Consider the following 15,911-nt stretch of genomic DNA (forward strand, 5'->3'; position numbering starts at 1 on the left):
CGTCTTTTCCTTCGTCTTTTCCTTCGTCTTTTCCTTCGTCTTTTCCTTCGTCTTTTCCTTCGTCTTTGTTTGATTCTGTATTGCCTTGCTCATGTTCTTTATCAGTTTTTGGCTCTGCATTATCTTTGCTTATTTTTTCACTTTTTGCCTGGAAATCATTGATCAAGTCTTGAAGTTGAACCATATTTGAATCAATGCCATTGCCTCATTTTTTTACTTCGTCTAACTCAGGAATGCTAGTTTTACGAGAAACGAATCAAAATCATAAATCATTATTATTGACTTTAGCTATGTCTACCAACTTATTAAATAAATCATTTATTAAACTATGTATGTCATTAATTTTGTTTTGTAATTGTTGAATTTTAAGGTCTGACATACCTGGCTGATTTATAGATAATTTAACCTTATTAATTTGATTTTTTAATGCTTCTGCATTTTGCACCACTAATTCAAGTTCAACTTTATTTTCATTCCATCTTTTAAGTGGGTATTTTAAATAATCATCAAGATTATTAATTGTTTTGAACGCTGGAACTAATACTTTTTGGAATTCTAATAAAAGACTTTTAATAGTGTTTATTTTTGATTTAACTTTATTTTGAAGTTCTCCTAATTCAGAATTTGAAGTATTTAATGTTATAGAGTTAAATTTAGCAACAAGTTTTTCATATTGTGCTTGTGATGCTTGAAATTTTTCATTCTTTTTTGCAACTTCTGGTTTTATATCATTTCATGAAGACTTTATAAGTTCTAATCTATCAGCATAAATTATATTTCAACTTTTTATTTTATCAATATTAGCAGTAACTAAAGTATTAAAATTCAACTGCTCTTGATTTAACAAATTGTTTAAATTTTGTACTTGTTCTTTAATTTTATTGTCATTTATTTTGTCAGTTTTGTCAGTTTTGTCAGTTTTGTCAGTTTTGTCATCATTATTTTGAGAACTATTACATTTTGAGGCAATTATTATTGGCACTATAGTAATAGGTGCAATTCCAACTAAAATTATCTTATTTAAGTTTTTACTTCTTCTCATTTTAAATCCTTCACAGTTAATTGTTGATAATATTTTATATAAAATATTATAATTCAATAATATAAAAAGGAGCAAAGGAGTATTATGCATGAAAAAGACCCAATCATAGTTAAATGAAGTACTTTTAAAAAAGTTTTTTACAATAATCCAGCAATGATTTATAACACAAGCAATTTGCAAGATAGAATTATTGAACATGAATACAAGAAGCAATGAGGCTATTCTCCTGAAGATCATCGTGCATTATTGCAAGAAATAGAAAATGATGAATCTGGTTTTGTTGATCAAGATTTCGAAATAAATGAACTTGATGAAGCTGATATCTTCTTTCACATTCAAGATGATCATTTTGAAACAAATGTGGATCAAAAAATTGACTTTGATGATATATCAGAATCATACATTAACATTCGTTTGGATTCTTATGTTAAATATAAAAAGGATGTTATTAATTGATATATTAAAAAATATCAAATCAGTCCTAAAAAAGTTGCTTTTATTAGAGGAACTGATAAGTTGGATAATAAAATCACTGCTACAAAGCAATTCCTTTCAAATCCAGAAATAGATTTAATTATCGATCCTGTATTAGAGTATCAAGTATCGGATGAAAATGGTCAATTATTCAGATTTGTATCAGATAGCTTACTATATGATAAAAAGTTGAAAAAATTGACAACATTATCTTATGTTTCAAGAGCAAAAAATACACAATTTTATCAATTTTGATACTTGCAAAAAATTCTTAAGCGCAATGGTGTAGAACTAAATGAATGTTCAACTATTATTATTGATCCAGTTTCCGCTGTGAAGAAAAGTGTTAAGCAAAATGAAATTTGGTTCTATGAATCTTACTCAGCTTATCCATTAAAAAGTATTGCGAAATCAAGCAGCACCAAATTAAATAGTGATTTAATTGACTTCGATTTCATTTTAAAGAAAACCGGAGATGCTACTTTGCTTGGTTATAATGGTTTTTATGAACGCAATAGTATGTTTTCATTTGCCAAAAGCGCAAAAAGTGGATTGATATTGCAAAATGGAGTTGAAGTAGATAAAACTGTTATTAAAGCTAATGAAGAGGAAGATAATGTCCAACTTGAAAGTTCAATTCTTGATCAAAATGACTATATACATGAGTTAGAACAATACCAACCCTTTAAATTTAAGGGAAAAGGAGACTTGCTTATTAGGCAACTTGAAAACTTTGAATTTTATGTTCAAGTTATGATTAAAAGTTACCAAGAATTTAATAACGAAGATGCATTTAATTATGATGCCATTAAATATTTTTATAGCGTTAGTTCCAATGAAGACGATAGCAAGGTTAAAAACTGATTAACAACAAGTTTAATCCCAAATACTGACGAGCAAAACTTTACATTGCCAGAATATTTTACAGCTCTAGAGCGTAGTGCTATGTTAAATTATATACTTGGTAATAAATACGATTATTATTCAGGAAATGCCTTTAAACCAGCTGAAAAAAAATCATATGAAGCAATTACTAATAAAATTGCAAGAATCAAAAATAATATTAACTTTTTTAACATTCAAGCCTTAAATGTAGTTAAAAAAATACATATTAAAGATGCTAGAATTTGCTGATATGATTATGAAGGATTCATGAATTTATATCCAATTATTGATAATGTACCTTCCTATAATCAAGTAATTAATCAAGTTTCTATAATTTTGACTCAAAATGGAAATGAAATTAAAAAAGAAAATATAGTAATAGATACTTTAGGACTTAAATTAATTGATATTGTAAAAATGATTAAAGAAATCTACTGTGATAAAGCTGATGCTTATGTTGTTTATAATAAAAGTTATGAAAACACTCGTAATAAAGAAGTTTTATCACTTGTACGTAAGCAAATGCTACATGGTGATGGTTCAGAAAAGAACCTAACTTTTATTGCTCAATTCAATGAATTATTCCCAAATGGTTTAAAAGATTTTGAACATATAGTTTTTCATATTAATGGCAATACAATTGACCTTGCAGATTGTTTCAATCGTTATGCTTCTGAAAAATTGCCCGTTAATAACATGGATCCTGAACTCCGTGAATATGTCTTTTTTGAGGAAGATGAGCAAAATCATGCAATTAAGCTTTTAGATAACGTTGATGTTGCGCGCTTTCATGAAATTACTTCTTGAAACAGCCATATTATTTCAATTAATTATTTAATGTATTACTATTCAATTAAAAAGATTGAAAAATACATTACACACCTAGGATTAAAGCTTAAAACTTTAATTACTCCTTATAAAGATCTTGAAATTCAAAAAGGAACTATGGCTATGGAAAAAGCAATGCAAAGAAATGCCGGAATTATTGGTGATACATTATGAAATGAATTAACCGTGCCTGCATTGAAACTTTATTGTGAAAATGACGTCAAGGCCATGATTATGGTATATGAACTAATTATGTACCTTGGAAGGTTAAAATTTAAAAACGAATTGGATCATTTTGAATATCAAATTGAAGCAAACGATTTTGAATATTATATTAATGATGATAATAAATTAGACATTAAATAAAGGGCTATAGGCTCTTTTTTTATAAAAAACCTCAAGCTTTAAAGGCCTGAGGCAATATGTAATGATACTAATGAGATTCATTAGATTCATTATTTTTTTGTGTAAGAAGTTTTCTTACTACTGGAACTTCTTCTCTTAAAGCTTTTTGCAGTAATTCATTTCAGTATTGAGCAGTTAATTTTAATAATTCATTAAGAGGCGCATATAAAATAAAAGTATTTTCTTTTGTGGCTTCATTTAAGTTTTTAATAAAGTCATTAACTTTAATTTGCGTATTTGCAATATTATTAGCAGCATCAATTATTTTATTTTGTTTAAGTAATAGATTGAATTCATCAATAGTTATTTTTTTACCATCAAAGAATTCGCTCAATGCAGCTGGATCATTATTAACAACTCCATCTACAGCTAATTTTAAAATAGCATTCAGATTAGTGTGCTCTTGATCCAAAATTCCAAATTTTGGGTCTGAAATAAATTGTGCTACAGATTTATTAGATTCTAGTCATAATGGTTGCACTTGAAGGAATTTTTCCAGACTTGTTAGTTTTGTGTTTGCTAAGATCTCTTTAATTTGTGATAATTTTGTAACACTTTCTGCAATTTTATATTTTGCATAAAGTTGATCAAATACTCCTGCTGGTGAGTAGTTATTTTTAATTGTACCAAATAATGTGTCACCATCCTTCGATAACTGTTTAGTGTTATTTTCAACATTTTGAGCCATTAAATCCACATAATTTGAAATAGCATTATTTATAGCTTGGCTGGCATCATTTAATGCTTGTTTTTGCGATGCAATTTGTTGTGGAGTATAATTATCAATTGTTTTTAGGATATTTTTAGCTTCTTTTTCATTAGTAACAAAATTATTTTTTAAAGCAACTATATCACTAGGTAACATTGCATCAAAATCTTCATTTGCAATATTTGAAGATAAGGAATTGTGTGCTGGAGAATTAATTAAATTTTCTAATTCTTTTCCTGCCTCAGCACGTCTAGAGTTTAGAAGAACACTATTTATTTGTGCCTTAAGTTTAGAATTTTTATCTGCATAATTACGTAACGAAATGTCTAATGTTTTAAAAGTTGTTACTGAGTTTTGCATATTTTGTTGTTTTAAGTAGTCTAATAATTCCAAAATATTTTTCTTTAAATTATTTAATTCATCAGCAGCTTTTATAATCTCAGCATCTTTCGCTAAAGCCCGTGCTTCTGCATCAGAAATTGTTTGAGCAGCTGTTTGGCTATTTGGTGCTAATGAAGCGTTTATTTGCTCTATAGCATATTGTACTTGGTCAGTTGAATTTATGCCACTATTCAATGTTTCATTAACAAAACTAATTAGTTCTTTGTCATTTGGAATACCAGTTTCTTGGACTGATTTTAACTTACTAATCATTGAAAGGTTTGCATTTATTAAATCAGTTTTAACCTTAATTAAATTAGAAAGTTTTTGACCAACTTGCGCATTTTGATAAGAAAGTTCAAAAACTTGTGTTGTTTTAGCTAAACTGTTTAGGGTGTTATATAGTGTACCATTAGGAGTTAGTGTATTAATATCATTTTTTATATAAGCCAATGCCATAGTTAAATAAGTTGTCACATTTGTTACTCATTCAGTATTTGCATCATTATATTTTTGCAGTAACATAGCAATTTGATCGTTTGAATATTTATCAGTATTGATAAGAACATCATTTAGTTTAGTTAATTCAGTAATCAAATTATTTTTAGCTAACAACAAAGCTTGTGGAAGATTTGTAAAACTTTCTAATTCATTTTTTAATTTAGCTGAATTAATTTGTTTTAAACTATTAATTCTTTGCTCACGTTCTGATTTATATTGTTTATTCTTTTGGCTAGCAACTGTACCTCCTGCAATACCAGATATAAGTCCAACAGCAAGAACTGCCCCTATTGCAATAAATAATATCTTTTTCTTTTTGTGTTTTGTCATATTTTATTTCCTTTACTTATTTTTTATATTTTATAAATAATTATAAAACAAACTTAACCATATTTAAAATGGATTTAATACTAAAAAAGAAAAAAATGCCAACATTAATGTTGACATTTCATGCGATATTAACTAAGCTTCTATTATTTTTTTCTAAATACAAGAGTAATGATTCCGGCTATTCATAATGTACCACTAACAATTAATAAGTAAGCTCATCATGGGAATGAAGCAGTAGCATTAATATCTTTTAACATTGTAGAAGTTACTACATTTGGCATATTATTGTATGCAGATGAACTTAAAATGTTTAATAAATCTTTAGCTTGTTTATTAGTGTATTTATTTTTAGCTGTAGAAAGTATTCCAAAATAGTCATTGTTATTAATAACATCTCCAAATTCTTTATATGCTTGACCTTTTGAAGATTGTTCAAGAGTATTAATTGCTTCTTGGAATTGTTCTTTATCATTATTAATCAATGAATTTACTAATTTTATTAATCCATTGCTTTGTGCAATAAGCTTATTGGCTGTTTCTTGTACTTTAGTAAATAATGGGTTGTCAGATTGTTTATTAGAAAATGCTTGCATTTTAGCTATAGCAGATTGTAAATTCTTTAATGTAGCATCATAATTTTCTGAATGCACATTAGCTTTTTCATAAGCAGCTAAAGCTTGGTTTAAAGCATCAATATCATTAATTGCATTTAATAAATCACTTGCATTTTGTAATTGATCTGGCGCAACTTTATCTTTTAAGTCTTTTAGTTGATTCATTGCATCAGTTAAGTTTTGCTTATTAATATTTGGTAAGTTGTTTACTAATGCATTTACTTTATCATTAAGACTTGAAGCTTGTTTGCTTAGTGAATCATTTAGTTGTTTTGCTTTTGAAATAACACCTTGAGCATCATTGTAATTTGTTGTATTGTTGTACTCATTTTTAAGTGTTTCTTTTTCAGAAGGAGAAATAAATGGTAGATTGTTTAAAACATCTTGGATTTCTGGAACATCTTTAGTTCCATCATTAAATTTCTCATTACTAAACTTATTGATTTCAGCTTGTAATTCTTTTGCAGCTGCTAAGGCACTTTCTAGTGTAGCTGTCTTAGTTTTGTCAGTTGCACTAGTCATAGCAGTAACATCATTTAAGGCTTGTTGTGCTTTCTTTAAAGCATCTTTGTATTTGTTTTGTAATGCTGTAGGAGCATTAAAGAATTGATTACTGTTTAATGAATCATTTAATGATTTCATTTCAGCTTCAGCGTCTGATTTAATTTTTGCAAAATTGTTATTACCATTCAATGCTGTTAGTGCTTCTTTTAATTGTTTATTTAATTCAGTTACATTTTGAGCTTGGTTTGTTCCTAATACAGTTCCTGGATTTGCTGTAACATTTTTGGCTGAAGTTAGAGCAGTATTATAAGCATTTTGCAACGCATCATCAGCATAAGTGTAATTTATAGATGATAATGGTAAGTCTTTTAATGCAGGAGAAATTGAATTATAAGTATTTCTTAATTCTTTCATAGCTTCATTTAAAGCATTAGCATCTTGAGAAATCTTATTAATTTCATTTTGTACATCAGTAAGAGGTTTAGTACCTTGATTATTCAGAACTTCTTGTAATGCATTGTAAATGTTATTCTTTTGAGTTTGGTTTAATGAGTCTAATTTTTGAATATTATTAGCTGCATTAATAACATCATTTAAAGCATTTTGCTTATTAGCTTGAGCATCATAATCATTAGCTGTTAATTCCTTATTAGCTAATGTATTTTGTGATGCTTGTGAAATATTTGTAGTATTAATTCCTGAAATGTTTGAATCTAATTGCGGCATAGAATTAATAGCATTTGCTAAATTATTAGAATCTTGTAAGTAAGTTAATTCTTTTTTAGCCTGTACATAATCTAAATAATTATCTGTTTCACTTGGGTTTAAGTCTTTTTGGATTACAGTGCTTAATCCAGCAGATGGTTTTAATGTTCCATCTTGCGCTTTTTGATTTAATTCTTTAGCTTGATTTACTAATTCATTCTTTGCGTCAGATAAAACTTTATCAGAAGCAGTAACAACTTTTTGTAGTTTTTCTGCTGCTGCATTATATTGTTCTTCTGTCGAGTTATTTGAATCAGCTAAAGCTGCTTTTGCTTCTTGAATAGCAGTTTCAAGTGCATTCTTGTTCTTTGTGCTTTCTTCAGTAGCTTGTTGGCCTTCTTTAGGAGTAAAGCTATTTAATAATTTTTCAGCATTTGAAATAGTATTTTGAAGTGTATTTTTATTTAAGGCATCTTGTAAAGCATCAATAGCAGCTTGATTTTGCTCTGCTGTATTTGTTTCAATTGTTTCTTGTGCCTTTTTAGCTTTTTCTAATGCATCTGTCAATTGAGTTGATTTAGGTTGAACTAATTCAGCCTTGTTAACTAAATTGTTTAAGTTATTGTTGCTTAGTAATTTAGTTAACTCTTTTGCTTTTTCTTCGAAGAATTGTTTATTAGCTGTTAAATATTCATTATTTGGATCAGTTAAGATTGTTTTAGCTTGTTCAATTGCAGAGGCGAGTTTAGGATCTACAGGAGTTGAAGCTTTAATTGCTTGGTCGTAGGCATTAAATAATGGAGCCTTATTTTTATCGCTGTCTAATTTATTTGCAGCATTATTGAAATCTTCAATTGTTGAACTTGAATTATCTAATACTGTTTTAGCTGGTTCTAAAGCTAATTCTTTATATGAATTTGAATTTGCTAATTCTGCTGGTACAGAATTAATCGCATTATTTAACTTAGCTTTCGCTTCTAATTTCTTCAAGTCATAAATTGCATTGACTAAATCTGCTGCTGTAGAAGTAGGAGATTTAATTAATTCTTGAGCTGTCTTAATGCTATTTGATAATTCATCATATTTAGGAGAAATTTTTTGAGCATTTGTAACTTCAGAATTTAATACTTCTTTTAATTTACTAATTAATTCTTTAGCAATTAAGTTGGTCTTGTCTAGCTCATTTGCAGCATCATCATAGAATGTTTGAGATTTTTCAGGGTTAGTATTTAATGCTTGAGTAGCTTTTGCGATAGCTTGTTGAAGTTGTTGTTTTCTTTCTTCAATTGAAAGTTCGATATGTGCATCTTTTTCGGGGATAACAATCTTTCCGCTGTTTAATAATTCCATTATTTGATTTGCGTTTGCAAGACTATTTGCTAATGCATTTTTATTTATTGCACTAGCTAAATCTGATTTTGCTTGTGCTAAAAGTTGATTTGCCTTATCTGTTTTATCTTTTAAGTTTTCTTGTTTCAATGACTTAACAATAGAGTTAAATGTGTTATTAAAGTCTTTGTTAACAGCAACAGTTAATTCACTGTTTTTAACTCCTAAAATTGTGTTTGCATCAGCTAAAGCATCTTTTAATGCTTGAGATTGTTGTTGTTCACTAATTCCTTTTGCTTGATGAGCAAGTTTTGCTAATTCATAGTAGTTTGCATTTGCGTTTAATGCATTTGTTAAGTCTTGAGCCTTTGTATCAGCATTTTCATCAAATTTATCATTTGAAACTGAAGCAGGAATTTGATTATATAGTTCACCAGCATTCTTAGCAAAGTTATTAAAGTATGGTTTTAGATCTTCAGCAAATGGTTCTGGGTTAGCAGCTGTTAATGCATCAGCTGTTTTATATAGATCATTTGCATTTGTAGTTTGATATGTCTTAGCAATTTTTGCATTAACATTATCTTTAAATTCTGTATTAGGTTCAAAAGTAGGTAGAGCTGAAATATTGTTCTTAATTTGTTCAGTTCAAGTATTGATAAATCCATCTACATCGGTAATATTTGAATTCATTTCTCTTGATCTATTATTTTGAGCAACTTTATCTTGAGCTTGTGCATTTACTTTGATTAATTTATCTAATTCAGTTGCATATTCTAATTGTTTTGTTGCCTTAGAAATTTCAGTCGCATTAGCTGAAGTACCTTGGGCAACTATTTTCTTAGCGCTTTCAATTAAATCATGTAATAGACCTGTTGCAGTACCATTATTTTGGCTTTCTGCTGCAGTTATTGCTTTATTTAGATTATCAAGTAACTTTTTGTTTTCTTTTGCTTTAGCTAATTCATCATTTAGTTCATCAACAGCTTTTTGTACATCTTCTTCAGATAAATCATTTGATTTAGCTGTATTTTGAGCACTTTCAATTGCTGAAGTTAATGAAGGATTCTTTAGTGTTTCGTTTTCTTTTTTAGCATTTGCAATAGCTTTGTAAAGTGGTTCCTTCTTCATAGCATCTTTTAAAGCTGTGATTTGAGTATCATATTTGCTTGTTTCTTTATTATTAGCGACACTTTGAGCTGCGCTTATTGCATTAGTAAGTTCTTGAGAAGGATTTTGAACTTTTTGTGCTGCTGCAATTTGATTTTTTAGCTCACTTAATTTAACTGCATTGTTTAAATCATCAGCAACTTTTTGAACGGTTTCATTTGCTGGTGTTTCCTTTTGGTTAACAAGTTTATCTAATTCTTGTTGTGCTGTAGCAATAGCTTTTGTAACATCCTCTGACTTGTCATTTGAATTTTGTGCAGAGTTAATTGCTTCGTATATAGGTTTTGCAGCTACAATATTTTTTGCTTTTTGTAATTTGCCTTTTAAATCTTCAAGAGTATTGTCTGTACTTAATCCTTTAGTTAAATCACTTTTTGCTTGTTGCATATCAACTGGTGATTGTTCATTAATTGGTGCTAATGTATCATTTATTTGCTTGATAATTAATTCTTTTTCATTATCTAAAATTTCTTTTGTTAATTGTTGAATGTATTCACTTAATTTAGTTGTTAATTCTTGAGCAGCTGAGTTAGAAATATTTTGAACTGTAGCATTTTCTTCAGAATAAGAAGCAAAAACAGTATTCGCTTGTGTTAATGCAGCTTCAAAATCAGTCTTAGTTTTTGAATTTAAAGCTTTTAATTTGTTTTCATTGTCTCTTTCGAATGCAACAGCTTTTGTTCACTGAGTTTTTAGACTACCCATTGTTGTATTTAATTGATTTACACCATCAAATGTGGTTTTTAGATCATTAAATTGTGCTTCAGGTTTATTTGCAACTGTATCAATATTGCTTGCATATGCCTTCTTTTGTGCTTCTGTTAGATTAGGTTGAGCATTAATTTTACCTTTAACATCATTTGCTAAGTTACCTAAAATAACTTTATATTGTTTATTGTATTCTTCTAGACTAGGAATAATAGGCAGTTTAGAGATATCAGTTGTTTTACTAAATTCAGTTTGAGTTACAAAATCTTTAATTGAGTTGTCAACACCATTGATATCATTTTGTAGTTTAACATTAAATCCATTCAATTTATCATATTGTTCTTTTATGTTTACTCAGATTTTGTTTATTCCACTTCAACCGGTTTCTCTTATTTGTTCAGGATCTTTAAATGGGTTGTAAAGTCTCATGAATTCTTCACGATTTGCTGCTAACTTTAAAAGATCTGATTCATTAGGAGTATCAATATTTAATGGCGCTAATTTTTCCGCATAGAATTTTCTTAAAGCAGCCATTTGTTCATTGGCACCAGAAATATTTGAAAGTTGTTCTTGGCTAGCAGTTAAATGTAATGTTTTATTAAGTTCAGAATATTTGCTTGGCATCGCCTCTGACACATTTGCAATATTTCATTTTGAAGAATCTACTAAGTTTCATTCTTTAATAGTCTTTGTAAATGAATCAATTTGGAATTGGTTTAATGAAGGATAGTTGGTTGCTAATTTGTCAATGATTCCTTGTTTGTATTCATTAATTTGAGCAGCTTGATATAAAATAGCTTGTACTTTTCATAATCATTGAGGTTGGTCTTGTCTTCCTCTGATTAAAGAATAAAAGTCTATAGTGTCAGAACCGTTAGATATTTGCTTATTAAATGTGCTTTTTTCTTGTTGTGATAAATTGCTTAAGGAATTAATTTCATTTTTCGCTAAGGATCCAATAAAATTGCTTATACTCTTGTAATAAATAGAATCATTTTCCATTCTGTAATCAGCTTTTTCAGGGATTTTCAGTAATTTAGTAAATTTTTCAAAAGTAGAAGCTGCATCAAGAATTAATGGACGATTCTTATCATTAATTGATGAAAAGTATTTATTAACTGCATATTCAAAATAATTATTTAAAGCATTGTATCTTCCATCTAATGAGTTTGCTGTGTTTGTTATTGCATCTTTTAATTTTGATATTTGATCTTTGTTGTATACAAATCAATTGTATGGTGTTTGTGTATTAAATACTGTCGTTCTTAAAACAGATGGTAAATTGAATCCTGTTCTTGCAGCAACTATTTGTGCTTCTTCTCCTTGGCCATTAGCTATTTCATTTATATTAGAAGGTAAAATTTCAAGAACCTGCAATGCCGTGGTAATTAAAGCAATTAATTTACCATTATTTTCCGGCATCTTAAATGTGTATTTGCCCTTATATAATAGTGCAAATTTGTCTAGATTACCTAGACCATAAAACTGTCCATTTTGAAACACATTTTGTTCTGGAGATGGAGCAAAATTATTTTCTGAATTAGCACTTGAGTTCGCTAATATATATGTACTTAAATTTTTCTTCAATTGTGCCATTGAGACTTTTAATTGAGCTATTTCACCATTAATTTGACGAATACCATCAGTGATTTGTGTGCTGACATTTGTGTTTGATTGAGTAAAAATTAGATCAATAAATTTTTTAAGGTAGAAATTATATTGGGCTTTATTAATTCTTGTATCTGCTGTTGAGCTGTATGCTGAATTTAGTTCCTCTAATTGAGTTATAAAAGTGTTTAATAATGCTATTCTATTGTCATAGAAGTCATTAACTTGTTGTTCAGTTAAAAGAACTCCACTATTGTAAGATAAAGCACTAACAAAGTTTTCAAATAAATATGAAGATAATTGTGTCGTTTCTTCTTGATTAATTTTTGTAAATGTTTCTGATTGTTCTGGAAACTTTTTATTAAAAACTATATAGTCAAAAGCAGCTGATTGTCAGTGGTAATTAACTGATGCAGATTCTGCTGTGGTGTTTGGGATAATATATATCTTTTTGCTTCCATTCATTACAAAAGGTAAATCCGGATGAATGTCCTCATATGTAATAATAGTTGCTGTTGATGTTCCATTAGAAACGGGTACATCAACTTCGTGAACAGATTTAGAGATATTATTTGTATATTCAAATGATGAGAAATTTAAATTAAACTTTTGTGCAAATGCTGCAACGTCTTTATTCTTTTGAAGCAATAGATCTTGCATTTTAGCTGTATTAACAACCATAGCAATTTTTGCTTCTCTAGCAGCATAATTTGCTAATAGTCTATATGTTTCGCCATAAGTTCCATTATTTGCTACAATGTTTCACAATTGTGATGTGTATTTTTCCTTATCAGCATTAGATATTTTTAATGAATTTATATGTGCGATTGCAGCTGTAATATCTGAAGTAATAGATTGATATTTTTGCTCAATAGCTTTTGTATTAAGATTTTTATCTAAATTAATTAAAACATTAGTATTAACTATTTTTACATCAACATCTTTTTGTTGATACTTTTCAAATGATGATAACAAGTCTTTCATTTGTTCTAAGGCTGAAAGAAAACTGTTATAGGTAAAATCATTATTCTTATTATCAACATTTTGTATGTTTTTATAAGTTTCTTGAGTAGAAACTGGTAAATAGGTTTCATACTCGCTTTTTGCAATAACGTATTTTTTGCTTAAATCTAGTATTGCATTCACATATGCAATTACATCATCTCTGTTAGTTTGTTGTAAAATAATATTTTTGAATTCATTTTTATATTGAATTGAATATAAAGCAGCACCATCAATTAAATTAAATGCTTTTTGAATAAATTGAGCTGATGTTAGTTCTTCGCCTTCGCTAAAGCCTTTACCTTTATATTCGCTAATCATTTGTTTTTGTCTATCAATATTTTCAACATAATTTTTAAATTTAATTGCAACTTCATTTGCATCTGTAACATTTCCATTTGATAAAACAAAATCTGGTGTGGAGTTTGCTTCTCAATTTAAAATAGAATTAAATGCATTTGCATAAGCTTTTTTAAGTTCATCACTTGCGAATGAATATTGTAAATAATCTGAAATTGGAGTTGTATTATTAATGAAATTATTTAAGTTTAAAAAGTCTTTTATAGTTTTATTAGTATTACTATTAGGATTTTTATTGTAGTCAATTATTGGCTGCATATTTGAAATTGTTGGAATTTTATTTTGAATATCAAAGATTCCTTGTTTAATATCATTTATTTCAGTTTTTCAAATGCCATTTTTGAAATGATCGGGTGTTCAATCGTTATAAACTCCGTTGTAAAAAGGTGTTAACTGATTATTAAGTAATTTGACATCATTAAATGTATAATTGCGCCCTTGATAAATAGAATCAACACCAGGATTTTCATTCGAACTTGTCGTCTTGGCTATGCTATCTAAATTTTGTAATTTTTCAAAACCTATTTGATTACTTAGTGATCCAATTCATTGAGAATAATCATAAAACTTAATATTACCATTGTATTTTAATGAATTTGTATCAAGGAATGTACCACCTAAATTATACAGTCCATTGTCAACGGGTGCACTATCCATATTATGGCTGTTGCCAGTTGTAAAGAATAACTCTTGGCCTGAATTCTTATATTTTCTTCTTAATTGAAACTTTGAAGGATCCATGAAACTAGAATAACTTTTTCTCATTTCTTCAGGTCATTTTGATGTATCTGAATTAAATTTCAAATTAATTGTGAATTCTTTTCTATTTGGATTATATCCTTCGGATTTAGCTTGGTCCACCACTTCAGAAGGTATCTCTCCTATTTTTGTATTTTCATATCATAATTCATATCCATAACCATTTGAAATAAAATAATTATTTGACTCATTTTGATTTCCTATGTATGAATTAACAGCTTTTTCTGAAATTTCTACATTAATTGTTCTGAATTTTGAACGATTATATGAAACTGTATTTGCAGCTACAAAATTTCCATTATCACTGGAATAGATTCCTCCGTAATTACCTCTGTATCAAGTTAAAACAGCTGAAATGCTGCCTGGTTCATCATTCATATATGCATAATGTCCTTGTGTGCCAAAATCTGATTGATTATCAATGGTTTGAAATTCCATAACAATTGTGGTTTGATAGTTTGCATTTCTATTTCAATATGACCCATTTGTTACTTGACCATATAAAATAGAACCAGCATTTTCAATATTATTTTTTAGAACACTATCATTTTTTGTTGTTAGCGCGCTTCCAAGCATCGAATTAAAAGCCTGAGAGTACGGATCACTAAAATCATTTGGACTACCTTGGAAATTTTGTTTAATAGTACTTGCTCAATTTATGTTAGGATCAATGGTGTAGTATTTTAAGTTATTTACAACACCTACTTTGCTGTAATTTTGGCTAAATCCATCATTAAATGAACTTCAATATGTTTCATTATAAAAATCTTTCATGCCATCTCTATTCATAACAGGCCATAAGGTTTCAAATCCTTCAGCTGACATATTTACATTTTGATTACTTGTGGGATTTTTATAAATAATATCACCAGTGATAGCATTGCCGGCATAATCTTGATTTAAAACATTGTATAAATAACCAGTAACATTTTTACCATTAACATTTATAGTTGTTGGGTTATAATTTTTATCTTTTACAATTGATGCTATTCTAAGAGAATTATTTACTAATTGTAAATTTTTTGATAACATAATCCCAAACCCCATGTTTCCATAACCATCTGGTACAAAATGATTATTTGCAGCAGAATTTTTTTGTCCTGGGTTTTGAGGTACAAAATAGTTATTAAATGTTGCTCGTCAAGTTCTAACTCTTGAAGTTGATGAGCCATATAAAGCAGTACCTGCTGAGGTTGGTGTGATATCAACAATTTGTACAACATTTTCATAATTTTTAAAAATTTGGTCAGATGTTGTTGTTGAAGAATATGAATTTTGTGATTGATAAATACTGTAGCCTGATTGTAAATTCGTTCATTCTAAATTTTCTGATGGCATAGATGGATATAAATTTCCAAAAACAGCATCATTTATGCTATTCATTCCATTCTTAATAATATTTATATTGCTATTTTCTAAAAAAGTTCCAGAAAATTCAGAATTCTGACCACCGAATTCTTGCCTAGTTGAACTTTTTTCTCCATTAGCAGAAACTATGCCAATTAATGGTAGCGTTAATAGACTAACTCCAGCTAAAGGCATAACAATTTTTTTAGTTTTCATTTTTTGCTCCTATTAGATGTTTTTTAAAAAAATAAAG

At 28.3% G+C, this 15,911-nt stretch carries 4 protein-coding genes; 1 reads left to right on the forward strand and 3 read right to left on the reverse strand.

Annotation, left to right across the window (positions count from 1 at the left end):
* Positions 1 to 1,042: hypothetical protein (locus tag ACNQ12_RS01170; RefSeq protein ID WP_418036947.1), on the reverse strand; the 1,042-nt coding region annotated here is incomplete at its 3' end.
* An 84-nt stretch (positions 1,043 to 1,126) separates the two neighbouring features.
* On the opposite strand from ACNQ12_RS01170, the gene ACNQ12_RS01175 reads away from it, so the two are divergent.
* Complete coding sequence (locus ACNQ12_RS01175) at positions 1,127 to 3,595, forward strand: UU173 family protein (RefSeq protein WP_418036949.1); 2,469 nt, start codon at positions 1,127 to 1,129, stop codon at positions 3,593 to 3,595.
* 67 nt (positions 3,596 to 3,662) lie between these two features.
* On the opposite strand, the gene ACNQ12_RS01180 is transcribed toward ACNQ12_RS01175, so the two are convergent.
* Positions 3,663 to 5,555, reverse strand: coding sequence for a hypothetical protein (locus tag ACNQ12_RS01180; RefSeq protein WP_418036951.1), 1,893 nt, complete (start codon positions 5,553 to 5,555; stop codon positions 3,663 to 3,665).
* A 143-nt stretch (positions 5,556 to 5,698) separates the two neighbouring features.
* Positions 5,699 to 15,874, reverse strand: coding sequence for a hypothetical protein (locus tag ACNQ12_RS01185; protein WP_418036953.1), 10,176 nt, complete (start codon positions 15,872 to 15,874; stop codon positions 5,699 to 5,701).
* Positions 15,875 to 15,911 lie beyond the last annotated feature (37 nt).

The organism is Mycoplasma paraquilae, assembly GCF_048284415.1.
In the GTDB taxonomy this organism is placed as follows: domain Bacteria; phylum Bacillota_I; class Bacilli_A; order Mycoplasmatales; family Metamycoplasmataceae; genus Mycoplasmopsis.